This window comes from Saccharibacillus qingshengii, from assembly GCF_013185195.1.
GTDB classification, from domain to species: Bacteria; Bacillota; Bacilli; order Paenibacillales; family Paenibacillaceae; genus Saccharibacillus; species Saccharibacillus qingshengii.
Genome location: NZ_JAAZWC010000001.1, coordinates 119,383 through 144,160, shown reverse-complemented (window position 1 = coordinate 144,160; position 24,778 = coordinate 119,383). Strand labels below are relative to the sequence as shown.

At 50.4% G+C, this 24,778-nt stretch carries 22 protein-coding genes and 2 pseudogenes; 6 read left to right on the top strand and 18 right to left on the bottom strand.

The genetic code is table 11. The features are described 5' to 3' along the window. Window positions 1-48 precede the first annotated feature (48 nt). The 3 genes and pseudogenes from HRQ60_RS00615 to HRQ60_RS00605 form a co-directional block, all read right to left on the bottom strand. Window positions 49-2,862: pseudogene (locus HRQ60_RS00615) on the bottom strand (Tn3 family transposase); the annotation flags it as partial. A gap of 48 nt (window positions 2,863-2,910) precedes the next feature. Continuing rightward, window positions 2,911-3,333: a universal stress protein gene (locus HRQ60_RS00610; protein WP_017815736.1), complete on the bottom strand. Its 423-nt coding sequence runs from the start codon at window positions 3,331-3,333 to the stop codon at window positions 2,911-2,913. A 27-nt stretch (window positions 3,334-3,360) separates the two neighbouring features. After that, complete coding sequence (locus tag HRQ60_RS00605) at window positions 3,361-4,383, bottom strand: YeiH family protein (RefSeq protein ID WP_172193702.1); 1,023 nt, start codon at window positions 4,381-4,383, stop codon at window positions 3,361-3,363. Window positions 4,384-4,531: 148 nt separating this feature from the next. On the opposite strand from HRQ60_RS00605, the gene HRQ60_RS00600 reads away from it, so the two are divergent. Continuing rightward, window positions 4,532-5,407 carry a LysR family transcriptional regulator gene (locus HRQ60_RS00600; protein WP_107935737.1) on the top strand — a complete coding sequence of 292 codons (876 nt, stop codon included), beginning with the start codon at window positions 4,532-4,534 and terminating at the stop codon, window positions 5,405-5,407. Between the two features lie 370 nt (window positions 5,408-5,777). Here HRQ60_RS00600 and HRQ60_RS00595 read toward each other — a convergent pair whose 3' ends face one another. Beyond that, the gene (locus HRQ60_RS00595) at window positions 5,778-7,859 is read right to left on the bottom strand and encodes a methyl-accepting chemotaxis protein (protein WP_172193701.1); all 2,082 of its coding nucleotides are present in this window, start codon (window positions 7,857-7,859) and stop codon (window positions 5,778-5,780) included. A gap of 181 nt (window positions 7,860-8,040) precedes the next feature. Continuing rightward, entirely contained in the window at window positions 8,041-8,784 is a 744-nt protein-coding gene (locus HRQ60_RS00590; RefSeq protein WP_172193700.1) for a phosphotransferase, read from the bottom strand. A gap of 78 nt (window positions 8,785-8,862) precedes the next feature. Between HRQ60_RS00590 and HRQ60_RS00585 the strand changes: the two genes are divergently transcribed. After that, entirely contained in the window at window positions 8,863-9,783 is a 921-nt protein-coding gene (locus HRQ60_RS00585) for a helix-turn-helix transcriptional regulator (protein WP_172193699.1), read from the top strand. 32 nt (window positions 9,784-9,815) lie between these two features. On the opposite strand, the gene HRQ60_RS23985 is transcribed toward HRQ60_RS00585, so the two are convergent. The 6 genes and pseudogenes from HRQ60_RS23985 to HRQ60_RS00560 all read right to left on the bottom strand — a co-directional run bounded on the left by HRQ60_RS23985 (window position 9,816) and on the right by HRQ60_RS00560 (window position 15,159). Beyond that, window positions 9,816-10,220, bottom strand: a complete 405-nt coding sequence (locus HRQ60_RS23985; RefSeq protein ID WP_343044585.1) for a glycoside hydrolase family 95-like protein — start codon at window positions 10,218-10,220, stop codon at window positions 9,816-9,818. A gap of 97 nt (window positions 10,221-10,317) precedes the next feature. Next, window positions 10,318-12,414: pseudogene (locus HRQ60_RS24070) on the bottom strand (glycosyl hydrolase family 95 catalytic domain-containing protein); the annotation flags it as partial. Window positions 12,415-12,692: 278 nt separating this feature from the next. Then, entirely contained in the window at window positions 12,693-13,262 is a 570-nt protein-coding gene (locus HRQ60_RS00575; protein WP_172193698.1) for a TetR/AcrR family transcriptional regulator, read from the bottom strand. A 70-nt stretch (window positions 13,263-13,332) separates the two neighbouring features. Next, complete coding sequence (locus HRQ60_RS00570) at window positions 13,333-13,647, bottom strand: DMT family transporter (RefSeq protein ID WP_172193697.1); 315 nt, start codon at window positions 13,645-13,647, stop codon at window positions 13,333-13,335. Next, the gene (locus tag HRQ60_RS00565) at window positions 13,644-13,988 is read right to left on the bottom strand and encodes a DMT family transporter (protein ID WP_172193696.1); all 345 of its coding nucleotides are present in this window, start codon (window positions 13,986-13,988) and stop codon (window positions 13,644-13,646) included. The genes HRQ60_RS00570 and HRQ60_RS00565 overlap by 4 nt, the downstream gene beginning before the upstream one ends. A 190-nt stretch (window positions 13,989-14,178) precedes the next feature. Beyond that, a complete protein-coding gene (locus HRQ60_RS00560; protein WP_172193695.1) occupies window positions 14,179-15,159 on the bottom strand; it encodes an aldo/keto reductase in 981 nt (326 codons plus the stop codon). Window positions 15,160-15,379: 220 nt separating this feature from the next. Here HRQ60_RS00560 and HRQ60_RS00555 point away from each other — a divergent pair, with 220 nt between their 5' ends. Further along, window positions 15,380-16,327 carry an AraC family transcriptional regulator gene (locus HRQ60_RS00555; protein WP_172193694.1) on the top strand — a complete coding sequence of 316 codons (948 nt, stop codon included), beginning with the start codon at window positions 15,380-15,382 and terminating at the stop codon, window positions 16,325-16,327. Window positions 16,328-16,433: 106 nt separating this feature from the next. Here HRQ60_RS00555 and HRQ60_RS00550 read toward each other — a convergent pair whose 3' ends face one another. The 5 genes from HRQ60_RS00550 to HRQ60_RS00530 form a co-directional block, all read right to left on the bottom strand. Beyond that, on the bottom strand, window positions 16,434-16,634 hold the full coding sequence (locus tag HRQ60_RS00550) for a cold-shock protein (RefSeq protein ID WP_141449772.1): 201 nt from the start codon (window positions 16,632-16,634) through the stop codon (window positions 16,434-16,436). A 266-nt stretch (window positions 16,635-16,900) separates the two neighbouring features. Then, window positions 16,901-17,461, bottom strand: a complete 561-nt coding sequence (locus HRQ60_RS00545; protein WP_246280974.1) for a DUF4334 domain-containing protein — start codon at window positions 17,459-17,461, stop codon at window positions 16,901-16,903. A gap of 122 nt (window positions 17,462-17,583) precedes the next feature. Then, the gene (locus HRQ60_RS00540) at window positions 17,584-18,633 is read right to left on the bottom strand and encodes an NADH:flavin oxidoreductase (protein ID WP_172193693.1); all 1,050 of its coding nucleotides are present in this window, start codon (window positions 18,631-18,633) and stop codon (window positions 17,584-17,586) included. A gap of 246 nt (window positions 18,634-18,879) precedes the next feature. Further along, window positions 18,880-19,461, bottom strand: a complete 582-nt coding sequence (locus HRQ60_RS00535) for a TetR/AcrR family transcriptional regulator (RefSeq protein ID WP_172193692.1) — start codon at window positions 19,459-19,461, stop codon at window positions 18,880-18,882. A gap of 66 nt (window positions 19,462-19,527) precedes the next feature. Beyond that, entirely contained in the window at window positions 19,528-19,893 is a 366-nt protein-coding gene (locus HRQ60_RS00530; RefSeq protein ID WP_172193691.1) for a hypothetical protein, read from the bottom strand. 246 nt (window positions 19,894-20,139) lie between these two features. Between HRQ60_RS00530 and HRQ60_RS00525 the strand changes: the two genes are divergently transcribed. Continuing rightward, window positions 20,140-20,742 carry a YitT family protein gene (locus tag HRQ60_RS00525; RefSeq protein WP_172193690.1) on the top strand — a complete coding sequence of 201 codons (603 nt, stop codon included), beginning with the start codon at window positions 20,140-20,142 and terminating at the stop codon, window positions 20,740-20,742. 135 nt (window positions 20,743-20,877) lie between these two features. After that, entirely contained in the window at window positions 20,878-21,216 is a 339-nt protein-coding gene (locus HRQ60_RS00520; RefSeq protein ID WP_172193689.1) for a cupin domain-containing protein, read from the top strand. A gap of 143 nt (window positions 21,217-21,359) precedes the next feature. Here the strand turns inward: HRQ60_RS00520 and HRQ60_RS00515 are convergent, their stop codons facing one another. Continuing rightward, the gene (locus HRQ60_RS00515; RefSeq protein WP_172193688.1) at window positions 21,360-22,244 is read right to left on the bottom strand and encodes a LysR family transcriptional regulator; all 885 of its coding nucleotides are present in this window, start codon (window positions 22,242-22,244) and stop codon (window positions 21,360-21,362) included. A gap of 122 nt (window positions 22,245-22,366) precedes the next feature. On the opposite strand from HRQ60_RS00515, the gene HRQ60_RS00510 reads away from it, so the two are divergent. Then, complete coding sequence (locus HRQ60_RS00510) at window positions 22,367-23,755, top strand: MFS transporter (RefSeq protein WP_172193687.1); 1,389 nt, start codon at window positions 22,367-22,369, stop codon at window positions 23,753-23,755. Here the strand turns inward: HRQ60_RS00510 and HRQ60_RS00505 are convergent. Further along, window positions 23,700-24,731: an alpha/beta hydrolase gene (locus HRQ60_RS00505; RefSeq protein WP_172193686.1), complete on the bottom strand. Its 1,032-nt coding sequence runs from the start codon at window positions 24,729-24,731 to the stop codon at window positions 23,700-23,702. The genes HRQ60_RS00510 and HRQ60_RS00505 overlap by 56 nt on opposite strands. Window positions 24,732-24,778 lie beyond the last annotated feature (47 nt).

Below are 24,778 nucleotides of genomic sequence, written 5' to 3'. Positions count from 1 at the left end.
TACAACGCTAAGCACATTTTCGAGACGATTCCCCCATTTTTAACAACGTTAAGAAAATTTCAATGGTCTTAAAGAATCTAACGAGACCATTTTCTCGGAATTAAAATGGTATTCTCCTAGCAAATTAATATGTTCCCAACCTAGAGGCGACATATGGTGCAATAATTCTTCATTAAAACTACTAGCCTGTTTTTGATATTCAACTGCTTTTGTTAGGTGTAAGGTATTCCATATACTGATGGCATTAATGATTATGTTTAAGGCACTGGCCCTTTGCAATTGATGTTGTATAGTCCGTTCCCTAAGCTCACCTTGTTTTCCGAAGAAAATAGCTCTTGCTAATCCATTCATGGCTTCTCCTTTATTCAATCCTCTTTGTATTTTTCTTCTTAATGATTCATCCGATATATAATTCAAAATAAAGATCGTTTTTTCTATTCGGCCCATCTCACGTAAGGCCGAAGCCAAGCTGTTTTGTCTTGAATAGGAACCTAGTTTCCCCATAATAAGGGATGCTGAAACTGTTCCCTCTCTTATAGAATGAGCTAATCGCAAAACATCCTCATAATTTTCTTTAATGACCTTTGTATTTATTTGTCCACGTAAAATGGCTTCTAATTTTGGATATTCACTTGCTTTATCTATTGTAAATAATTTTGAGTCTGATAAATCTCTTATTCTAGGAGCAAATTTAAATCCTAATAAATGAGTCAGTCCGAATATTTGGTCTGTGTAACCGGCCGTGTCTGTATAATGCTCTTCTATATTTAGATCCGTCTCATGGTGCAACAATCCATCCAAAACATGAATCGCATCCCTTGAATTTGTATGAATAATCTTTGTGTAGTAAGAAGAGAATTGATCACTAGTAAAACGGTAGATGGTGGCTCCTTTTCCAGTCCCGTAATGTGGGTTTGCATCTGCATGAAGTGATGAAACACCTAGCTGCATTCTCATACCATCTGATGAGGATGTTGTACCGTCGCCCCAATTGGAGGACAACTGTAATTTATGATGGAAATTTACTAATATGGCTTGGGCTTTATTCATTGCATCTTCATACATACGCCATTGAGATACATTGGCTAGTTGCTTATATGTAAGTCCGGGTGTGGCCTCGGCCATCTTGCTCAAGCCAATATTCATACCCATTCCTAAAAGGGCAGCCATGATAATGATTGTTTCTTCCTTATCTGGTTTTCGATTATTGGAAGCATGAGTGAATTGCTCATGAAATCCTGTTATATGAGCCACATCCATGAGTAAATCAGTTAACTTTATTCTTGGTAGTATCTGATAGAGGCTTGCGCTAAATTTTTTTGCTTCTTCTGGAACATCTTTTTCTAAGCGTGCAAGTGACAGTTTTCCTTTTTCAAGAGAAACTCCATCTAGCTTGTTGAAATTGGCAGCTAACCACTTTAACCTTTCATTAAGGCTTCTAGTTCTCTCTGTTATATAATCTTCAAATGATAAACTAACTGATAATCTCGTATTCCCCTTCGATTGATTCCATGTATCTTCCGAAAACAAATATTCCTCAAAATCCCTATATTGTCTGCTGCCCACAATGGAAACATCTCCTGCCCGAACATGCTCCCGAAGTTCTGTTAAAACAGCCATTTCATAGTAATGACGATTAATTGTTGTACCATCATCCTCGTATAAATGCTTTTTCCATCGTTTTGAAATAAAATCCACAGGTGAGTCGTCAGGCACTTTTCGCTTTCCGGATTCGTTCATTCCTCGGATAATCTCAACAGCCTGTAAAAGTGGCTCATTTGCTTTTGTAGAATGAAATTCCAATACTCTTAATAGCGTTGGCGTATATTTTCTTAGTGAATAAAACCGTTTTTGCAGTAAGTCCAAATAATCATAGTCGGCAGGACGTGCAAGCTCCTGAGCCTCTTCTACTGAAGAGACAAAGGTATTCCATTCAATAACCGATTCTAAAACCTTAAAAACATCTAATTTTTCCTCTTTTGCTTTAATTAATGCTTGTCCGATGTTCGTAAAGTGTATAACTTTCTCATTTAGCTTTTTACCATTTTGTTTCTGGATTTCCTCTTGAGCCTTACGACCTTTTGATAACAAACTAAGTATTTGCCTATCATGAATTTCAAACGCTTTATCCGTTAGCTCCTGAGTAAGTTGTAATAAATAGACGGTTAATATCGAATAACGTTTATTTTCTTGAAAGTCACGGAATGCATACGGCTCGTATCTTGAACCTAAGCGAGACAGCTGCAACAGGCGGTTGCGGTGCAAATGACTAATTTGTACCGTTTCCAATTCCATTCCTCGTATATATTCGAGTCGTTCTATTACTTTTAGAAATGTTTCGGGTGAAGGATGACCCGGTGGTTCCTTTAACCAACCCAATATCGTTTTATTAGATTCAGATGGATGCTGCGAAGTAATAATCTCTTCAAGCTTTTCTTTTTGCTCATTTGTAAGAGATTTACTAACTGTATTAAATAGCTTCTTTTCAGCCATCGCCCTTGCTTCCCACACCATTCTTTCAAGTGTAGTGATAGCAGGCAGTATAATTTTGTTTTTTCTTAGAAAATCTATGCATTCATGCAGTAGATGAATGGGATCACCATTTTCCAAAGCTAATTGATGAAGGTACTTAAATGTCATTCGATATTCACTCAGGGTAAAAGTTACAAAGTCGTATTCACTTCGAATTTCTTTCAAATGATCCCAAAGTGTATTTTCCCTTTGAGGATAATGACCAAGCGAGGATGGACTAGCACCAATCTGTTTCGATATATATTGTATGACCGAATCTGGGATGCTTTTGATATGAGTGTATGGCCAACCGGGATACCGAAGAACAGCTAATTGAACGGCAAACCCTAATAGGAGTATTAAGGGCTTTACCTTATGGTAAGCCCTTAATTTGAAGAATTACTTCTTAACAATCAAGACAGGAATTTCGGACCGGTGTAACACCCCTTGAGCAACACTGCCCACCAATACTCGATCAAAAACACCTCTTCCATGACTACCCAATATAATAAGATCTACTTCCTCTGTTTGGGCAACATGACAAATGGTTTGACTTTGGTGACTTATTTGATGATTATATTCAAGACGATCCTTCCAAGGTTGAAGGACTCCTTCCATAATTTTCTTTTCAATATGTTTACTAAGTTCTTTTTCGTATCGATCCACTGCTTCAGTTGCAAAATCATAGGCGTAATTTTCTTTAACCGTGACGTAAAGCACAACACCTGTTGCATTTGGCCAAGCTTCCAAGAACTCCCCTGTCATTCTTGCGGCATGTTCAGAATAAGCCGAACCATCAGTAGGAAATAATATTTTATTCATTTAAGAAACCTCCTGATTTACAATTAATTACATTGTGAAGTATGTGATAACAGATAACAAAACAGATGTAATAGCCATTGCTAGAAGTGGTCTTAACGCTTTCGTTCTAAGGTCTTTTAGACTAACATTTAAACCTAATCCAATCATAGCCATAGTTAGGATAAAGGAAGTGAAGAAAGAGATGCTATTCATGACACTAGTTGGGACGGTAATCAAATGACCAAGGACATAACTTCCAAATAAGCTCATGATAATAAAACCTATGAGAAACCATGGAAATTCAATTTTAGCATCAGAATCTGATTCAACTTTATTTTTTCGTTTCATCCAGTACATAAGAATAAAACTAAGTGGAACGAGTAAGAAAACACGACCTAGTTTCGCTAACAAAGCAATAGCAAGTGCATCTGGACCAGCAGGCGCTCCTGCTAAGGCAACATGAGCAATTTCGTGTAGACCTACACCTGACCAAACACCGTATTGAAGGTCTGTCAAAGGGAGAAACGGACGTAAGATAGTGTATGTTATGGCGAAAATGGTACCAACTAAAGCAATTATACCTGCCCCAATAGCAGTATCTTCATCCTTTGCTTTCAAAATGGGTGAAACGGCTGCAATTGCAGCAGCGCCACACACCCCTGTTCCAATTCCTAATAACAAGGATAAGGAAGAATTCGCTTTGAATAGTTTTGCAAGCAACATTGTAAGAGGGATTGAAAAAACGATGGTTCCAACATCTCTTGCAAGCAAACCTAACCCTTGATGAAAAACAACATCAATGTTTAGTTTTAACCCAAAAAGGATAATAGCAAGCCTTAACAACCTTTTGGCAGAGAATTGGATTCCAGTACGGAATTTCTCAGGATATCCCCAAATTTGTCGATAAACTACTGCAATGATGATTGCACAGGCGAGCTGACCAACATGATCTAACCCGGGTATTTGTGATAATCCAAAACCAACTAATGCAATAATAAAGGTAAATCCAACACCACCGAACCAAAGTCCTCTCGAGGATGATTTTTTATGTTTTGCTAATGATGTATTCATTTTAACAACTCCTATATTTGCTTCCTTGTATTAAGAGTATATTTGTTTTGATAATAAGTAAAATAGATTATAATTATAGCTGTAATATAAAATTACTTATCATTGAAGTTTCTTAGACCCCATTTTATTCTAAGGAGGAAGACTCATAATGGATCAATCTTTACTTGTATTTACTACAGTTGCAGAACAAAAGAACTTTACTCGAGCAGCTGAACTTCTCCATATGACACAACCAGCAGTCAGCAATTATATACAAACGTTAGAAAAAAACATGGGGATAAAATTGTTAGAGAGGACAAACAAATATGTTCGACTTAGCAAGGCTGGAGAAATAGTATTTCATCACGCCAAGGACATCTTAGGTCTCTATACTCGAATGGAAAGACTCATTGATGATTTAAAACATACTGCAAGTGGTCCTCTTTCTATTGGTGCAAGTTATACTTTCGGAGAATACATTCTTCCTCATAAAATTGCCAGTTTGCTTAAATCCTATCCATTATTAAATCCAATCATTACTATAAAAAATTCTAATGAAATTATAGATTTAATAAAGAAACACGAGGTAGATGTTGGGATAATCGAAGGAGAGGCTAATAATGAAAATATAAAGGTTATACCATTTTCTCTTGACGAGTTATCAATTACAGTCCCTTCAAATCACCATTTAGCAGAACAAAAGGAAATAGACCCCTTGTTATTAAACCTAGAGACTTGGTTAGTTCGTGAAGAAGGTTCTGGAACGAGAGAAATGCAAGAAAAGGGATTTAAACAATTGGGGTTTTCTCCGAAGAAGTATATGACATTTGGGAGTACGCAAGTTATTAAGGAATCTATTGAAGCTGGTCTAGGAATTTCTATACTCTCACACGCGTCAATAAAAAACGAACTAGAACTTGGTAAAGTGAAGTTACTTGATATAAATGGGTTTCCAATCTCACGAAATTTTTCACTTATAACTCCAAGAGTTGAATTTTATACAAAAGCAATCGAGATATTTATTGAATCCTTAGTTATAGAATGAAATCCAGTCAATTGTGAATAACGAGGTGAAAAGCAAGCCCTATCAACGTGGAACAAGTTCATCCAATGTCAGATAAAATAAATACCAATCCTCCACGTATCGTTGTTAAAATCGGGTTATTAATCTTGGGAGTGATCTTAGCGTTGTAAATCCGCATTTTCCTGACGCTACCCCAAATAGTACTCTCTTTCCGACTGGAAGTGAATGACCAAAAAGAGAAAAAGATCCTGATCCAAACAAAAAAAGAACCGCCTTTTCTCATACAAGTTAGTCTCTGAACTCAAGCTTTAGATGTATCTGGACTAAAAAGAAACAGCCACCAAGGGCGTATCGTTCCGCCCTTGGTGGCTGTGTGCTTACCGTGCTGCATTTACAGTTTGAACCGAACCATACGATCCATCAGATCCTGGATCTGTCCGCTCAAGTGGGTGGCCGAAGCCGAGATTTCCTGCATGGTCGCCTGCTGCTGTTCGGAGGCCGCAGCGACGTGCCCGGTGTCTTCGGTCGATTTGCGGGCAATATCGGCGACGAGTGCCACGGTATCCGATACCTGCACAGCTCCTGCGGCCAGCTGTTCCACGGCCGTCGAGACCTCATGCGCCTGGATGCCAACCTCCCGCATTTCCTGCATGATCGTTTCGAACAGAGCGCCGCTCTGGGCGACGCTGCCCACCCCTTTTTCCACTTCTTCCGCTGTCGTATTCATCATGCGTACCGCCTGACGCGTTTCCGAAGCGATTTCTTCGATCCCCGCCTGAACTTGTTCGGTCGCTTTGCGAGTCTGTTCGGCCAAATTGCGAATTTCCGTCGCCACTACGGCAAAGCCTTTGCCTTGTTCACCGGCACGCGCGGCCTCGATCGAAGCATTCAGCGCCAGGATATTCGTCTGACCCGAAATGCTGGCGATCAACCCGACAAATCCTTCGATCTCGTCGGATCGGTCGCTCAGGCGTTTCATGGCATCCCCCGACTGCTGCATCGATCCATAGACGGCATTCATTTGGCCCGCGGCGCTTTGGACCAATTGATCGCCCTGCTCGGTTTGCCGGATCACGTTCTCCGCCGACTGCGACATGGCATTCGAAGAAGAGGCGATCCGGCTTACGCTTGTCGTCATTTCCTGCATCATGCCTGAGGCTTTGACCGCTTCGGCGCTTTGTCCGTTCATGCTGCTCGCCACGCTTTCGATCGATTCCGAGATCAGCTCGGAGGCAAGCGAGGTCTGCTCGGCATTTTCTTTGAGATCTTCCGAAGTCAGCTTGACGGTCTGTCCGATTTCCGCCGTCTGCTGCAGCATGCCCCGAAGCGTAACCGAAGCCTCGTTCAGATCGGCGGCCATCAGACCGAATTCGTCTTTGGACAAGATCGGAATCGTCTGGGTAAAGTCGCCGTTCGCCAGCGCTTTGATCGCCGCAACCATCCGATTGACCGGGCGGGTAATAATCAGATGGGTCAGGAACCAGATCGCGGCTCCCAACAGAATCAGGGAAACCGCACTCACGAGCAGCGACATATTCCGGCTTTCGATATAACTTTGCATGATAGCCGATTTCGGAACGACCGTCTGCACATACCAGGAGCTGTCTTCCGTAATCGGCAGCGGTACGAAGACGTGGACTTCCCCGTTTTCTTCTTGGACAAGCCGGTCTTCCTGCAGTCCGGCGAAGATTTGCGGATGTTCATTCGCGAACGCGGCCGGCTGACCGACCTGTTCCGGTTGTTTCGAATTGGCAATATAGGTCCCGCTTTCGCTCAGCAGGGTGACATACCCGCCCAGCGGATGGTGGTCGGCCGCTTCTTTTTGCAGTTCTTCCAGCAGGAAGGCGGCGCCGATCACTCCGAGGAACTTGCCTTGTTCGTCGAGAATCGGAATCGCGATCGTCGAGACCAGCGACGGTTTCTCGGAATCGGCGGAGACATTATACGGATCCAGAACGACCGGCTTCAGCGTCTCCTTGGCTTTCAGGTAAGCGGCGTCTTTCTCGAAGTCGATAAACGGAATAGCCAGCGGATTCCCCTGCTCGTCTTTGACGTTGAGCGCCGCAAGCCGGCCGCCGTTCGCTCCGTAAATCGGATCCGATACGTAAGCCGCATCCTGCTCATAGGCATTGGGTTCCCAAGCCGTAAAAGCGGCGGACATCGAAGGATTGTTCATCAGAATATTTGCAAGTGACCGCTGCAGACGTGCCCGGTTGGGATCTTTCATCGCGAGATCGTCCGGCAGATCCAAAGCCAGGTTCTTGAACGAAGTCACTACATTTTGCAGAATCTCCGCATTTTCGGTGACATACACATTCCCCGCCTGTTGGGCCTGCATAATACCCGCCATTTCGCTTTCCTTTTTCAAACTGTGCAGATTCCAAGCGATCAGGATCGTAAACGCGGCGATCATAATCAGCGCAGCGAGCAGAATGAACTTCATGTTCACCTTCATACTTTTGTATCGATTCAATAGAGGATCCTCCTTTGTGGACTGTGCCGGATGCGTGCGTACAGGATCTATATCGGCCTTGGTTCGCGAAAATGGAAACGAATATCCAAATAAACCAAAAAAGAGCCTAAAGTCCGCAGCGAACTGCGTCTTCAGACTCGGTATCTAACCGTGATCGTCTATCCGGGTTCCTCCCTATCGACTAGGCATTTGCAGCGGAAGCCAGCACCAAGATACGGCTTCGGTCGCTCCTATACATCTCCGCGTGCCGCAGAAATTCATCGTTCCCCGTCTCCTTCGCCTTGCTATCCGTATAGCGCGCGATTTCTTCCAACCGGACAGTCAAGGCCGAGAACAGTTCGCTGCGCCCAAACGGTTTGCCGTAAGCTTCAATCAGCCGGTCCAGACGCCGCAGACGTTCGTCGGCGGTGAATCCGCAGTCTTCCGTATCTCCGGCAAAGGGAATAAGGCGGTACGCCAGATAAGCCAGATCCCAGATCCGGGGACCCGGCGAAGCCGTATCGAAGTCGAACAAACCGCTTACTTTGCCGTCGACAAACGTCATATTATAAGGAGCCGCGTCATTGTGGCAGATCACTTCGGCCGGCTGATGGGTGGGCATCCCCCAGATCAGCGCCTCGTGGACAAGCGGCTCGCTGGCATCGTGAATCCGCCGCAGCAGTCTGCCCGCACCGCTTAGAATCTCCGGCGACCAGAGCCAACCCGGCAGCGGATAGTTCCCGACCTCCCCGGGGAGAAAAGACAGCACCTCTCTTCCTTGTTCGTCGAACCCGATCGGCTCCGGCACCTCTTCGATCCCCAAAGCGCGCAGCAGGCCCAACAGACGGTGAACGGCAGGCGTCCACGCGCCCGTCCGGCGATGCACCTCGTTTCCGATCCGGCTTACCGTATTGGAGTTTCCTCCACTCAACACTTCTTCTTGCATCTCGATCCCCTCCCCATATGTCGGAATCAAACAGCTTGTCGTATAATCGAAGCAAACACACCTTAAGGAGCTGAAGCGATGACACTGCCCGGAATTCAGGTGGAAAATATGCAGATGAAGCTCTCGCTTGGCGGACTGCGGTTGAATGTGCTGTATATTCGCTCGGGCACTTTTTTTCAATCGATGCCTGCCCATACGCACAGCGGCAAAAGTTACGAGCTGCATTACATACCGGCCGGATGCGGCTGGGTAATCGCAGACGGAGTCCGGTATCCTCTTGCGCCACGCACCCTGTATATGACCGGTCCCGATATCGTGCACGAACAGATCCCCGATCCGGCGGACCCCATGTACGAATACTGCATCTGTTTCGAAGTGCTGACTGTCAGCGAACATCCCGATCCCGATTCGGCGGCGCTCTCCGAGCTGTTTCTGCAGACGGTTTTCTGGCACGGGGCGGATACCCAGCAGCTGATGGTTTTATTCGAGCAGCTGGCGCGGGAAGTGACTGTCCAATCAATCGGCTATTATCTGTCGATCCGCAATCTCGTCGAGCAGATCGTGATCGCCCTGATTCGCAATTATACCCACAATCGAATGTCCGATCACAAGGTTCCGCAGAAAACGCTGGATGACAAAAGATTGGTATTGATCGAGAGCAGCTTCCTGTCCGCTTCCGATACCCTTACGCTGACGCAGCTGGCTCAAACGCTTGGCCTCGGGATCCGGCAGACGGAGCGGACGCTCAAACAGCATTACGGCTTGTCTTTTACGCAAAAAAAACAGCAGGCGCGCCTGAGTACGGCCTGCAGTCTGCTGGTGACCACGACGCTTCCGATCGGTCAAATCGCCGGGCGTGTGGGGTTCTCGACACTGGAAAGCTTTTGTACCTTTTTCAAAAAAGCGACCGGGTTATCGGCAGGCGAATTCCGCTCCCGGCGAGAGCCGGCAGACCGAGCGGTTCTGCCGGCGCCGGATCAAGTCCTCCGCTCCCGGTAGGCCCAAACGTGCCTAGACCGCATCCGGTCCAGTCAGGTCAACACGAATTCGACGTTAACCTCCGCGCCGGCCTGCAGCAGCAACGGCACACTGAAAGCCGCTTCTGCCGGGGCTGCGTCGACCGGTCGGCCGTCCACCAACGCCGCGGTCCAGGCTTTCCCCGATTTCAACCGAATTCGATTGTCGTCGACGAGCGAGGTCAGGGTCACGCTTGCCCGGCGGTCTGCCAGATTCCACGACAACACGTTGACCTCGATCCGGGTTCTGGCCATCAGGCCTTCTACGCGGCCTTCGTCCCAGCCCGGCGGCAGCGCCGGCAGGATCTCGATCTCGCCGGTATTCGAGAACAGCAGGGCTTCGTTGACCACGTTCACCGTGCCAAACAGCGTATCGGTGCAGTACGTGTCGCATCGGCGGTTCGTATCGTGATCCGTCATCAGGGACGTGTAACAGCCTTCTCCCGCAATCATCGGCAGCAGCGCCTTCGCCGTTTTTGAGTCGGGCGTAGACGAGGGCTTTGTGCATCCAGCTGTGTCCGGCCGTATTGTCTCCCGTATTGAACCGGTCCCGGTTCAAGATCGCACGGCGGCAGGCTTCGGCCAACTGCGGGTCGCTCTGCGTCTCGTATGCCGGCCAGGCGGGATACAGATGACTGAGATGCCGATGGTCGTTGTTTTCCGTATACGCGTCTATCGCCCATTCGCGCAGCGCGCCGGACGGCTCGAGCCTGTAATCCGGCAGCTGCTGAAGCAGCGACTCCCAGCGCCGGACGGCTTCTTCGTACCCTTCGCGTTTGACCGCTTTTTCAACGGCAATCGTCATATGCAGCCCGTCACGGGCCGCCGAAATATCCATCGTCGCATTGGCCGTCAGTGTACTCGTATAGCCGATCGGTGCATTTTCGGGAGAATAGGTAGGGATAAGCATATATTTTTCGCCGGACGCCAGAGCCGTTTTCCCCGGTTCGTGCCGCGATCGGCCCGACGCATCCATAAAATAGGCCGGCGTGCACAGCTGCTCCCAGAAATGGCTCTGGCGGGTGAGCAGCGGAAGCAGGATATCCGTTTCCAAGTCCAACTCTCCGCCTTGAATCAGCAAATTCCACGCTTCTTCGCTGCGCTCCATGCCGCTTACGCTCAGAATCAAGCGCAGCGCGTGGATATTCATCGACTCTTGGATCGGAATCCGGCGGTTACCGAAACACTGCCAATATTCATAGATCGGCAGCAAACACCAACTCGCCCCGGCATTCCAGTATTGGAACGGATAATCGTTGTCGTATTCCACATGCATGGCACGGTCCCCGTCCGAGTTGACCGATACCTGCAGAGCCCCGTGCATCCCATAAGCCATTCGTGCATTATCCGCGAAATCGGGGGCATTCCTCAAGAAAAATGCGATATACCCGAGCGGCATAGGAATCGAATGTCCGGTATTCATCGGTGATACCTGCAAATTGACGTTGGCGTCCAGCGTATAGATGCCCCGCCAGCCGGGATTCCATTCGCCGGTCCACATCCCGCACAGCCGCGGCGCGCTCATTCCTCCGCAGCAGATCAGCGCATACCGCCCCTGATCGTACATCCGGCGAATGAATGCGGGAACCATCTTCGTCGGCGAGTTCCGCTGCGCAGCGATCAACGCCGCATTGTCCGCATTTCCCGGCATTTCGTCTCCGTGCAGATCGAAACGAACCGCGTTAAACGCTGCCGCATGGAGCTTGGCATGTTCGGCAAGCGCCCGATCGTAATCGAAACCTGCCGCTGCGCTCCCGTATCGGTCGGCGACCGCCTGCGTACGTTCGGCCAGGCTCTCCACGATCCCGTAAACAGACGCATCGGCAAAGACTTCGATTGGACCCAGTTCAAAAGTCCGGTCGCACTGCGTAATCAGATAGACGGCTTCCGCATCGGTTACCCGGATTGCGGAATTGCGCACCTCTCCCACGTTCATCGCTTCATTCGTATCGGTCAGCCGAATAGACTCTTTGTTTCCGCCCACCGCAATCACCCGGGTAAGACCGGCATAACCGCCTTCGATCAGTTCGCTGCCTGCGTACGCCGGATAATGCACAACCTGGGCAATATAATCGGCGTTTGCTCCTACCTGCTTCTTGTAGCGCAGGGCCGTGACTTCGGATTCGCGGTCTTGGGCTTTGCACATCTGCGAGATGTCGTCAATCGACAGGATCAGGTTGATCCTGGCCTCGCGCGACGAAGATTGAATCCGGGTGATTGAGACATTATCGACCCGCGACGTGAACGAGGTCCGGATCCATTCGCCGTCTTCATCGACGTAACGCACGCCCGTCTCGGCCGTTTCGTGATTGGTCCATCTCTCATAAGCCGACATCTTCTGCCTACGAACGGTATGCAGCCGAAGCTGGTGTCCCGGATGGTAACTGTACAGAAAAGTCCGACGGCGCTTGCTTCCATCCGGGAATTTGATCGTCCACCGATCGTCCTGCCGGAATACATGCTCCCTGGCTTCCTCCAGCTGACTCTGCAGCTCCGGCGGGATCTCCCGAGGGTCCGCCGACGGATAATTAAAAGCCATGTGTTGAAAAATAAACGTGTCCGCATACGGCGATCCGGCTGTAATGTAACCGTTCTCACCATTGCCGCTGACCATGCCTTCCCGCCACTCTCTCCCCGGATGGAGCAGCGGAAGTTCGGCATAGGTGACGGCATGATTGCCTCTCGCATACGTTGAGGTTCCTTCCGATTTCCTGTTCATCCCTATACCCTCCCGATTCAACCTGAAAGACTCTTGTTCGTTACGACTCCAAGTATAGCGCCGGGGAGCCTGTACTTGAATCGTTCATGGCGACAACAAGAAGAGCTGGCAGGTCGTAATCGGACAGGTCCGTTTACGTTTTGAATTCGAGCCCGATTTGACGGTATTCTTGGTCAGTTCTGTTTAAAACCGTGATAGAACGTGCTTAATAGCAGCTCGGCAGCGGAATTTCGCGCAATATTCCCGTCGGCCACCTGCTGCCAGGTCAAGAACAACAACGAGTACAGAACGTCGACGATCCAATTTTTGTTTGCGTCTTGGCGAAAATACCCTTTTTGCTGCAGGAATCCGATCGCATGAAGCAGAGGTTCTCTCAGCACTTGATCTTTCTCTTCGACTTCTTTGCTTCGGTTGACGCTGACTTCGTGGTCCAGGAAATAGATTTTGTCCCCTAACGGAATCAACGCTTCAATCAGTTTGGGAATATAGGATTCGTAATTCGTTTCATCCAGCTTGATCGGTTCAATCGTCTCGGCCACCACTTCGATCGCCCGAAAGCTCAAATGGACCATCAGCTGCTCCCGACTCTCCACGTAACGATGCAGGGTTGCGATTCCGATCCCCGCGGCTTCCGCGATCTCGTTCATGGAGGCTCCCGGATTTTCGATCAGACAGGTCGTCGCTTCGTCCAGAATTGTATTTAAACGCATCTGCTTAATTGAAGTTAGTTCTTTCTTTGTCATGTTACACCTCTTCGTGAGCCGCATATTTAATTGAAAATGACTCACTTGATAGTATAGCATATCAGCCCAATCAAGCGGCCAACTTCAGTCCTACAATGCTCAGCACGATTCCCGCCACGAACGCCAACTTTTTCATATTCTTGGGTTCTTTGAACAGATACATGCCCAGCAGCACGCTTCCCGAAGCGCCTATACCTGTCCAGATGCCGTATCCGATACTGATCGGAATCTCTTTGAGCGAAAAAGAAAGAAGAATAAAACTCAGACCCATGAACAAAACGACGGCCAACGTATACTTCAACTTCGTAAATCCTTCGGAAAGCTTCAAAAAGATCACGCCTCCGACTTCAAAACAACCGGCCAAGATCAAAAAAATCCAACTCATATTTTATGCCCCGCTTCCTTGGATGGAGTCGACACGACTTTCAAACCGATGATGCAAAAAATCAAGGTGAATACCAAAATGATTTTGGGCAGACTGACCGCATCTCCCAAAAAGAGCATCCCGAGAACCGCCGTGCCGAACGATCCCAATCCCGTGAATACGGCATAAGCCGTAGAGACCGGAAGAACTTTGAGCGATTTGGCAAACAAATAAAAGCTGCCTGCCATCAAAAATAGGGTAGGAATTACGATCTCCACTTTGGAGAATCCGTCGGAAAGCGCCAATCCCAGTGCCCATCCAATTTCCAAAATACCGCCTGCAACAAGAAGAAACCAAGCCATCTTCACACTCTCCTTTATCTGAATATTAAATCTATCATTTGATAGTATTGTATATCATTTATACAGATAGATCAACTTTGTGGATTCGCTGCTTGAATTGGGGGTGGATGATGCTGTTCCCGACGCAAAAAACCTGTCTCAACGCTCGGAGCGTTAAAACAGGTCTTGGAGGGCTATACGCGGTCTACAGTCAGCTGTGCCCGACAATCTTGTGCGGGACATAAGGCTCTTCGAGGTATAAGCGTTCTTCGTCCGTAAGCTTTACATTAAGCGCGCCAATCGCATCTTCCAGGTGGGCGATTTTCGTTGCTCCAATGATCGGAGACGCAACCGGCTGTTGGTGCAGCAGCCAGGATAAGGCGATATGACTGCGCGGGACGCCGTGCCTGGACGCCAGCTCCGCCACGCGTTCGACGATCACGCTGTCGGCATCGGCCGTCGCGTCGTATTTGGACTTCTGCACCCGATCGGTCTCCGACCGGTGCGTCTTCTCGTCCGGGCTGCGCGTCAATCGTCCGGAAGCGAGCGGACTGTACGGCGTAACGCCGATTCCTTCTTCCCGGCACAGCGGCAGCATTTCCCGTTCTTCCTCGCGGTAGATCAGATTCAGATGGTTCTGCATCGAGACGAACTTGGTCCAGCCATGCTTGCCTGCCGTATGCAGCGCTTTCTGGAACTGCCACGCGTACATGGCGGAAGCCCCGATATAGCGGGCTTTGCCGGATTTGACGACATCGTGCAGCGCCTCCATCGTTTCTTCGATCGGCGTATGGGGATCCCAGCGGTGAATGATATACAAGTCGACGTAATCCGTCCCCAGCCGGGCAAGACTTTTGTCGATCTCGCTCAGAATCGCTTTGCGGGACAACCCGGCGCCGTTCGGACCTTCGTGCATACGTCCGTGCAGTTTGGTGGCGAGGACCACTTCGTCGCGGTTGGCATAATCGCGGATCGCCCGGCCGAGAATTTCTTCGCTCGCCCCCATCGAATACACATTGGCCGTATCAAAAAAGTTAATGCCAAGCTCCAGCGCTCTGCGGATCACCGGACGGCTGTTCTCCTCGTCCAGGACCCAGGGGTGAACCCATTTCGTGGAATCTCCAAAGCCCATACAGCCCAAACTGAATCTTGAGACCTCCAAACCGGTTTTTCCGAGTTTTACGTATTCCATGGCAGCTGCCTCCTTTGACGATCTGTCGGATCTTTTCGATCGGATACTTTTATTTGTGGATACTTCTATTTCGATTATGCGCTATCGCGCACCCGATTCCCAAGGTTATTCGGCGCGAGTTTTTGCCTAATCCTCTCGCTGCCCTTTCTCAACCGACAGATATCCGGTACAGTGAAGGAATACGGCAAAAGACAAAGAAACACCGAAAGGAGGACGGACAATGACCCAAACGTTCACCCCAAAAACCCGTACAGCGTACGACTGGAGCCAACTGATCGAACGTCATACCGCCGGAGACGGTGTGCATGCCACCCCTATTGCGTCTTTGTTCCTGATCCGGGAATCGATCATGACGGAGCCGATCGCCCGGGTTAGCGAAAGTTCGTTTTGTCTGATTGTGCAGGGAGAAAAAGAAGTGCTGCTGGGCGAAGAACGCTATCGGTACGGCGCCGGCCATTATATCGTTACCTCGGTCGAACTGCCGATCACCGGACAAGTCATCGAAGCTTCGGTCGATTCGCCTTATTTGGCGATCAAGTTCGAATTCTCGCCGGTCGAGATTCTGGAGCTGCTTTCCGAAGAAGAACTTCGGCCGCCCCGGCGGAAAAATGCCAAACAGGCCCTGTTTATCAGCGAAGCCGAGCCGCAGCTGCTGGACGCAATGTTCCGGTTGGCTTCCCTGCTGGATATGCCCCCGCATTCTTCGTTTCTCGCACCTTTATACAAAAAAGAAGTACTCTATTGGGTTCTGCAGGGTCCCCACGGTGAAGTGCTGCGGCAGATGGCCTTGGAAGGCAGCAGTGCGATTCGGATCCGCCAGGTGATCGAACACATTCTCGCACGCTATACCGATCCGTTTCGGATTGGCGATTTGGCGGAGTTGGCCCATATGAGCGTTTCTTCGCTGCACCGTCATTTCAAAGAAGTGACGACTATGAGTCCGATCCAGTTTCAAAAGCAGCTTCGGCTGCAGGAAGCCAGGCGTCTGCTGCTTGGTGAATCGGAAGATGTAGCGGAGATTGCGTTTCGTGTCGGTTACGAGAGCCAGTCGCAGTTCAGCCGGGAATATTCACGGCTGTTCGGTGTATCGCCGCGTGCGGATATTCGGCGAATGCGCCAGGCTTATCTTGGATCGATGGAAGGGAACCCATTGGGTGCGGGAAAATAAAAAAGCCGGATCGACGCAGATATGCTGCGTTGATCCGGCTTTTAACTGAACGATGAAATGAAAAAAACATCTTTAGCCTAGGCTAAAGATGTTTTTAAAAACGGAATTACAGTTTTACAACGTTTTCCGCTTGTGGTCCACGGCTGCCTTGAACAACGTTGAATTCTACGCGTTGTCCTTCGTCCAATGTTTTGAAACCTTCGTCTTGAATAGCGGAGAAGTGAACGAACACGTCGTTGCCGCCTTCGATTTCGATGAAGCCAAATCCTTTATCCGCGTTGAACCATTTAACTGTACCTGTTTGCATGTGAGGTACCTCCAAAAATTAAATTTTACATGACTTAGTTTATTCAGAAATAATCCGATAAAATTAAAAATCACATATTTCACAAGGTTATTACTCTAGCGAATCATAACCCTCTGAAATAGGTGAGTTCCGATTGCGTTGTCATTTGCTATACCCTTACTATAACCTATCCTTTGCTTAAACGCAATCCTTATCCGGGGTTTTTTTATTTAATTATAAAAAGAAGCCAAACGCGGACGTCGTCGGCTTCTTTGGGTACTGCCGGATTACGGGCTGAACCTCTTCCCTTTCATGCGTTCCAGCACGAAGAAATAGCTTCTGCCGCTGTCTATCTTCTTGATGTCCATGACCGCAAACAGCGTATCGGGATCCACTTTTCGGAATACATCGATAATGTCTTTGTGGTCGTAGACCATGGCCGCACTGACTTTGCCGCGATGTTCGATCTGACGCAGCCGCGCCGCACTCCTGCGCGTGCGAAGCAGCGGACGCGCAAGCGTCATCGCCGGGCGGATCGGACTGCGGGAGATTTTGTCGAACGGCAGATTCATGGGAATCCACCGCGGGTTGACCGCATACAGTTCGCCGTTCTTTTTTTGAAAAACCAACGGATGGACATGCTCGGCGTTCTCGAACTGTTTGCCGTACCAGCCCGATACGCTCAGCAGGCCTTCGAGCGGATGTCCGGAAACAATCTCCGAACCTTTCCACAAATCCCACATGTCTTCAGAATCTATCGGTTCCAAGGTGTCAAACAGCGCAAAAGCCTCTTCCTGGGAAGCGCCGTTCTCTCGCATCCGGTTCAATCTCTCTTTTGCCGTATTCAATATCCGCCCCTCCTCCGTGACTCGAGTATGGGGACACAGACACTTCTCCCCCGCCACGCCCGATGTGGTTTGATCGTATCATGGAGCGGTGATCCATTCAATAAAGCGGGAGCGGGGAACAATCAGTTCAGTGTCCGCACAGCCTCAGGCGAGAATGCGACCAGTTCGTCCAAACGTCCTTCTTCGACTTTGCTCGCCCAAGCCGGATCCGCCAGCAGAGCGCGGCCGATCGCAACCAGATCGAATTCGCCGCGATCCAGCCGTTCGAGCAGATCGTCGATGCCGCTTACGCCGGCGCCTTTGCCTTCGGAGAACAAGCTCGTGAATTCGCCGTCCAATCCGACGGAACCGACCGTAATCGTCGGTTTGCCGCTCAGCTTTTTGGTCCATCCGGCCAAATTCAGATCGGAGCCTTCGAATTCCGGTTCCCAGAAGCGGCGCGTGGAGCAGTGGAAGATATCGACGCCCGCTTCGCTCAGCGGTTTCAGGAAACGTTCCAGCTCTTCCGGCGTCTGGGCAAGCTTCGCTTTATAATCGCTGCCTTTCCACTGCGAGAAGCGGAAAAAAATCGGGAAGTCGCTGCCAACCGCTTCCCGGCACGCTTCGATCACTTCAACCGCAAAGCGGGTCCGTTTCACCAAATCGCCGCCGTAACGGTCGGTACGGGTATTCGTTTGGGCCCAGAAAAATTGGTCGATCAGGTATTCGTGCGCACCGTGCAGTTCAATCCCGTCAAATTCGGCTTGCTTGGCGGCTGCAGCCGAAGCGGCGAACTGTCGAACCAGCTCCGCTACTTCCTGCTCCGTATACTCGTTCACTTGGCCGCGGGCGCCCATATGCCAGATTTGCGGAATGATTTTGCCGCCCGCTGCATGGACTTCGTCAACGACGTGTTTCCATCCGGCCAATGCCGCTTCGCCGTACAGATGCGGAACGTTCTGCTGATTGGAAGCGTCCGGATGATCGATAATCGTTCCTTCCGTGACGATAAGACCGACGCTGTTCTCCGCTCTATGGCGATAATACGCAGCTACGTTCGAACCGGGTACGCCTTCCGGCGAGAATTGGCGCGTCATCGGAGCCATAACGACCCGGTTGGACAACGATAAACTTCCGGCGTCAAACGGTTGGAACAAAGCCTGGACAGATCTTGCGGATTGCGGGTGGGTCATAACAATCGCCTCCTGAAAAGTGGGGTGTGGGTTAAGCCATACTTCTTGACTGCATAGTCAATAATTATTCAAAAAAAACGGCCGCTTCTACGACATATACACAAATCACAAATCGACTTCATCTTCGACGCCAGACCGCTGCATGTAGAGCCCAAAACAGGATCTGTGCGTCGAAGAAACTCGCTTAGTCGAAAAAGTCGATACGTTTGTATACATGCCATTGCAAAGAAACCGATTTTTTAAACGTCATATCTGCATTAACGCGACTGCCGTGCGCAGGACGCCGCCAATCTCTTCCCGGGAACTGCCGGACTTCTCCATCACCTTCGCTCCGCTGATCGCGTTGTTGAGGTGGACGGCCAATTCCAGGCTGCCCAGACGAGCGGTAAAGATTCCCTGCTCCTGGCCGCTTCGGATCGTCTGTTCGATCAGCTGCTGCATCCGGCTGGACATCCACTCGATCTCCCGGTTGACGTCTTCGTCTTCGCCTCCGAATTCGAGTGCCGAGTTGATAATGAGGCATCCTCTACTCGCCGATTCCGCATCCGGGAACAAAGCCGCATCGCAGATCGCTTCCAACTGCCGCAGAGGCGAAGCCTCGGCGGCAATCCGTTCTTCCAGAAGTTCCAGGGTTTGTTCCCGGTACAGCTTCAGGGATTGAAGAAACAATTCCTTCTTGCTTTTGAATACGCCATACAAGCTCTGCTTCTTCACCTGGGTCGTGCGTGTCAGATCGTCGTAAGACGTTCCATGGTATCCTTTTTCCCAGAAAACCTCCATACACTGGTGAAGCGCCGCATCGGCATCAAATTGTCTTGGTCTGCTCATATCGACACTCTACCAGTAATTGACCAGACGGTCAAGTATACATGTAAAGTCTGAAACTTTTGCGTTTTAGGTTGCCGGAGTCTCGGACTCGGCTTTTTTGCTTTTCGCCGAAGCCTTCTTGGCGGCCGGTTTGCGGGCAGCGGGTTTTTTCGTTTTGGCGGCCGCCCGTTCTTCCTGGCGCTGCTGCTCTTCGAGCTCTACCCGTTCCTTTTTCGCAAGACGCTCCTGCTGCATGGCTTCGACGTCTTTGAGTACCCGCTTCTGGCTCTCGGGATTCGACATGCTCAGGAATTTCTCGAAGGCTTCGGGATACATAAACTTTTTGCTCTCGTCCGTACCGGGGAAATTAACCTCGATCCGGTTGTCTTCGTTCTGTACGATTCGTCCCTGTCCGTAAAGCGCATGTTCGACCTCTTGACCGACCATTTCCATAATAAAATCTCTCCTTTTGTCTGTTCCTTTATTAATTGTAACACATGTCTGTCAAGTAGTTCCCTTTACCCGTCTGCCGCCGCTTTTAACCGTTCTTTTGCAGGTTGGCGTATTCCTTCCTTTAGCTTGCTAACATGGCAGCCCATTATCTTGGTAGTCCAAGTTCTTGAGCCGAGCGGAAATCCCGTGTTTAAATGGGGGAATCGCAGAGAGCTGCACAGGAATACGGGAAAGAAGGGGTTCGGGTTGAGAAAAGTAGGATGGGATTTATCGGTGATCGCGCTGGGGGCTTTCGCTTTTGCTCTGGGGATCAACCTTTTCATTATTCCTCAAGGATTGGGGGAAGGCGGCGTGGTCGGCGTTACGATCATTTTGTATTATCTGCTCCAGTGGCCGCCGGGTTGGACAAGTCTGATCCTCAATATGGCGCTTCTTGCGATCGGGTACCGGCTGCTGCCGCGCAAGACCGTGGGTTATACGCTGGCTGCCGTCGCTTTTCACTCGTTGTTTTTGCATCTGACCGAAGGGTGGCCGTCGGTGGCGGAAGATCTGATGATCAACGCGCTGTTCGGCGGAGCCTTGATCGGACTGGGAATCGGCCTGATTATCCGGGCGGACGGAACGACGGCCGGAACCGTCATCCTCGCAAAATTGATGCACAAATTCTGGGGCTGGAAGATCAGTTACGCTCTGCTGCTGTGCGATGCGGTCGTGGCCGCTTCTTCCGTCTTCATTATCGGCGCGGAGAAGCTGCTGTTCACGATCATCATGCTGGTGGCCGCCACCAAGGTCATTGATTGGGTGACGACAGAAAACCGTACGCCGCAGTCGGTTGCGGAAATATCGTAAAAAAGCCGGCCTCGCAGCGTTCATAGCTATTCGGAGGGTTGTTCGAACTTTGTGATTGAAATCACGAGTCTCTGCGCCGATTCTTCTATAATGAAAAAGAAGAGACTTTTACCCCAATCCGAGGAGTGAACAATCATGCAAAAACAAGCGCTTGGCGCCTTTCAGGAATATCGCGAAGACCGGTTTACGAAGAAAATCGTGTTCAAAGAACAAGACCATGTGGTGTTTGTCTTGAACTTCGGACCCGGACAGCAGCTTCCTGCCCACAAACATCCCGGCGCAACCGTCTATCTGACCGTACTGGAAGGCAGCGGCGTTATGATCACGGACGAGATCGAAGTGCCAGTGACGGCAGGCGATCTGGTTCAGGTAGCGGGACACGAACAATTCGCTTATCGCAGCGCCGATGTTCGTTCAAGCTTGTCTGTCGTTTTGATTCAGACGCCAAGCGAAGATTACGCCAAAGAGATCTGACGGTCCGCTCCGCGAAGTGCCGTGTGCCCAATAGAATGAAAAAAGATGAACGATCAAACAGGCCCGATACCGCTTGAAGCGGTATCGGGCCTGTTTGCAGAGTCTGGCAGACGGCCTGCGGCGTTCTTCTGACCGGGCACCGCTCAACGTTCCTCCGTCATCTTCTTGAAATGCTCCAGCACAACCGTACGAAACTGCTCCGCGGCTTGGGAATGGTAGCGTCCTTCTGTCCACAGCAGCGCAATTTCCCGAGATAAGTCCGCTTCTTCCAGACGGAGATAACAGACCGATTCGTGCCTGCCGCGTGCCGTTTCGGGAAGGATCGCCAGACCGATTCCCGCTTCGACCAACGCGAGCAGCCGGGTCGGTTCGTCTCCTTCATAGACATAATCGAGCGATATTCCTTTGGAACGACAGACTTGATCCACCAGATCGCGCGTTCCGTAGCCTTTTTTGACGCCAACCAAAGATTCGCCCTTCAGCTGAACAAGTTCGATACTTGGGCGGCCGGCCAGATGATGGCCTTCGGGCACGGCCAGGATCAACGGATCCCGATGCACAATGCGGCAGCCGATCCCCGCTCCCTGCACGGGAGGCGAAGACAGCGCAAAATCGACTTCGTTTCGCTGCAGCGACTCCTGCATTTCCCGTGTTGTCTGCATCTGCACATGAAACTTCGCGCCCGGTCTGCGCTTGCGGAATTCGCTTAGAATAGCCGGCAGGCGGCTGCCGGCCGTGACGGCAAGCTTCACCGTCTCTTCCGCCGGATCGGACAAATCTTGAACTTCCCGCCGACCCTGCTCCAGTTCGAACAACGCTTTTTCCGCTCGTCGCACGAATACTTTTCCGGATTCGTTCAGACGAAGACGGCGGCCGGTACGGTCGAACAGCGGCACGCCGAGATCTTCTTCCAGGCGCCGGATCGTTTTGCTGAGCGAAGACTGGGTAACATGCAGGGCATGCGCCGCTTCGGTCATATGCTCCAAGCGGGCTACGGTCATCAGATACTGCAGCTGCAGCAGTTCCATTATTCATTCCTCCCTGTCCATGAAATCATAGCATAAAAGGCGTTGGAAGCCATGAACGATTCGAGGTACGCTCTAATCAGATCAGTTGGGAAACCGGCTTGATCGGAAAGGGAGAGATGAATATGGGTACACGCAGTTGGATGCTGCTGATTGCCGTAGGACTTGGCGTGATGCTGAATCCGCTGAATTCTTCGATGGTATCGGTAGCCATGCCGTCGATTCAGCAGACGTTCGGTCTTGATTTCACCACGGTCTCGTGGATTATTTTCGCTTTTTACTTGTCCAGTGCGGCCGCGCAGCCCATCATGGGCAAAATCAGCGATGGGATAGGGCGGCGCCGGATTTTTTTGATCGGATTGGCCGTATCGATTATCGCTTCGTTTGCGGCTGCCCTATCGCCGGACTTCGCTTGGCTGATCGGCCTGCGTATCCTGCAGTCGATTGGAACCAGTATGATGATCGCGGTCGGGATGGCGATCGTCCGCGTTCATATTACGGAGAAACAAGGCTCGGCTTTGGCCGTTTTGTCGGTCTTCTTGTCGGGAGCCGCCGCGATCGGACCTTTTGCCGGAGGGTTGTTGATCCACGCCTGGGATTGGCGGGCGGTGTTTATGGTAAACGTTCCTGTCGCCGGGGCCGCTCTTCTGCTCGCCTGGCGGGTGCTGCCCCAAGATGCGCCGCAGGCGAAACCGGATGCATATCCACTGCGATGGGCTTGGTTGAAACGGATCGATCCGATCGGGATCCTGCTGTTTCTGTCCGGCTTGACGATGCTGATGCTGGGACTGCTGACGTCTGCGTCTTCCGGACGAATATCCGTGGGCTCTGCCGGTTTGGGTCTGGCGGGTATCGGACTGTTGGTTTTTCTGGTTCGGCACGAATGGCGGCACACGTCCCCTTTTATTCCCGTTCGGGTTTTTGTCCGGTATCCGGCACTTATTCGTGTGAACCTTGAATTTTTGGGCGTCAATATTTTGTTTTATTCGATCTTCTTCGGGCTGCCTTCCTATTTGCAGCAGGTCCGGGGAGTGAACGAACTCTATACGGGATGGCTGATGCTCAGTCTGGGTCTGTGTTCGCTGCTCGCCGCTCCTTTTGCCGGGCGCTGGGTAGACCGTTTCGGTTCGCGACCGGTTATTCGCGCTTCCGCTCTCCTGATGGCGCTCGCTTCTTTGGGCCTTCTTGGGATCGGGCCCCACTCTTCTTTGCTTGGTTTTATCCCGATTCTGGCCGCTTTCGGTCTCGCCAACGGTTTGAACGGGGTTGCCATGCAGGCCGCGCTGTTTGAACATTCGCCGGTAGAGATCGTGGGCGTGGCTTCCGGGCTGTTTAACACGTCCCGGTATCTGGGGACGATTCTGTCTTCGCTGCTGCTTGCTGTCCTCATGGGCGGTACCTTTACGCATGAAGGTCTCGGCTGGCTGGGATTTATTCTGCTGCTGATCGCGCTTAGGCTCACTTGGACGGGTAAGAGCGGGAACGGTCGAAAATCCCGTTTGCCCAATCCGTGAATTCTTTTTTCCAATAAGCGTATTTCTTGGGACTTACCACTTTGTCGATCAGCGTGGTCTGCTCGCAGTCTCCGAATCCGTGATCCGCGCCTTCGAGTACCACGACTTTGTGGTCAATCCCCCGTTGCTCCAGCGCCTGTGTATAGTTTTGTACTCCCCGGGTACCGAGCAGATGGTCTTTGTCGCCGTAGCAGAGAAACTGGGGAGGATCGCCTTCCCGTACATGCTGGGTCAGCGAATAATAGTTGAGCAGGCTTGCCCGTTCTTCCGGATCTTCCGCTTCTTCCCGGTGAAGCAGAGAGACGGCAATCGACGGGAGATCCGTGCAGGCAATCAGCGGATAGATCAGCCCGGCCAGAGCCAGACTATCGTCGATCCGATCGATCGGATCTTCGCGGTAATCTTCGCAGACCATGGAAGCTCCGCGCAGCAGGGTGACGAGCGCGCCTACCATATGCCCGCCCGCCGAAAAGCCGATCGCTCCAATCTTCCCGGGATCGATTCCGTACTGCGGAGCATGATACCGGACGAAACGAACCGCGCGCTGCAGATCCAGAAAAGGCACAGGAGCTTTGTAAGGGTTAATCCGGTATTCCAGCACAAAAGCGGAAATACCGGCTTCATTAAGCGACCGGGCAATCCCTTCCCCTTCGTGTTTGGACGCTTTGGCCATATAACCGCCGCCGGGCACGACGATGATGGCGCGATCGCTTCCCGGTTTCAGATAAGGAACCAGATAGGGCTGATCATCATACGTCTCGGATCCTTCTCCATGCCGAATCTCGGCCGCATACGTGGCTTCGTGGATCCAATGTCGGCGTTTACTGCTGTACTCGCTTTTTTTCAATACGGCAAGCGCTTTGAGGCCGGACAGCAGAAGGGACGGATGGCGGTTCTTCAGCTCCAATTCGTCGAATTTGCTGCCTCCGGTGTTGTAGGGAACTTTATCGCCCCAGATTGTGAGTTTGACTGCCATATTCTCGCCCTCTCTCTCTTGATCTCTATGCTGCGGAATCTGCGTTC

Bases quoted from the DNA above. Each gene is read 5' to 3' on its own strand.
- HRQ60_RS00530 (WP_172193691.1), bottom strand. From the start codon at position 19,893: ATGGAAATGGTCGGTCAAGAGGTCGAACATGCGCTTTACGGACAGGGA.
- HRQ60_RS00585 (WP_172193699.1), top strand. From the start codon at position 8,863: ATGACACTGCCCGGAATTCAGGTGGAAAATATGCAGATGAAGCTCTCG.
- HRQ60_RS00555 (WP_172193694.1), top strand. From the start codon at position 15,380: ATGACCCAAACGTTCACCCCAAAAACCCGTACAGCGTACGACTGGAGC.
- HRQ60_RS00510 (WP_172193687.1), top strand. From the start codon at position 22,367: ATGGGTACACGCAGTTGGATGCTGCTGATTGCCGTAGGACTTGGCGTG.
- HRQ60_RS00600 (WP_107935737.1), top strand. From the start codon at position 4,532: ATGGATCAATCTTTACTTGTATTTACTACAGTTGCAGAACAAAAGAAC.
- HRQ60_RS00505 (WP_172193686.1), bottom strand. From the start codon at position 24,731: ATGGCAGTCAAACTCACAATCTGGGGCGATAAAGTTCCCTACAACACC.
- HRQ60_RS00570 (WP_172193697.1), bottom strand. From the start codon at position 13,647: ATGAGTTGGATTTTTTTGATCTTGGCCGGTTGTTTTGAAGTCGGAGGC.
- HRQ60_RS00605 (WP_172193702.1), bottom strand. From the start codon at position 4,383: ATGAATACATCATTAGCAAAACATAAAAAATCATCCTCGAGAGGACTT.
- HRQ60_RS00575 (WP_172193698.1), bottom strand. From the start codon at position 13,262: ATGACAAAGAAAGAACTAACTTCAATTAAGCAGATGCGTTTAAATACA.
- HRQ60_RS00535 (WP_172193692.1), bottom strand. From the start codon at position 19,461: ATGAGCAGACCAAGACAATTTGATGCCGATGCGGCGCTTCACCAGTGT.
- HRQ60_RS00610 (WP_017815736.1), bottom strand. From the start codon at position 3,333: ATGAATAAAATATTATTTCCTACTGATGGTTCGGCTTATTCTGAACAT.
- HRQ60_RS00550 (WP_141449772.1), bottom strand. From the start codon at position 16,634: ATGCAAACAGGTACAGTTAAATGGTTCAACGCGGATAAAGGATTTGGC.
- HRQ60_RS00520 (WP_172193689.1), top strand. From the start codon at position 20,878: ATGCAAAAACAAGCGCTTGGCGCCTTTCAGGAATATCGCGAAGACCGG.
- HRQ60_RS00565 (WP_172193696.1), bottom strand. From the start codon at position 13,988: ATGGCTTGGTTTCTTCTTGTTGCAGGCGGTATTTTGGAAATTGGATGG.
- HRQ60_RS00590 (WP_172193700.1), bottom strand. From the start codon at position 8,784: ATGCAAGAAGAAGTGTTGAGTGGAGGAAACTCCAATACGGTAAGCCGG.
- HRQ60_RS00560 (WP_172193695.1), bottom strand. From the start codon at position 15,159: ATGGAATACGTAAAACTCGGAAAAACCGGTTTGGAGGTCTCAAGATTC.
- HRQ60_RS00515 (WP_172193688.1), bottom strand. From the start codon at position 22,244: ATGGAACTGCTGCAGCTGCAGTATCTGATGACCGTAGCCCGCTTGGAG.
- HRQ60_RS00540 (WP_172193693.1), bottom strand. From the start codon at position 18,633: ATGACCCACCCGCAATCCGCAAGATCTGTCCAGGCTTTGTTCCAACCG.
- HRQ60_RS23985 (WP_343044585.1), bottom strand. From the start codon at position 10,220: ATGACGGATCACGATACGAACCGCCGATGCGACACGTACTGCACCGAT.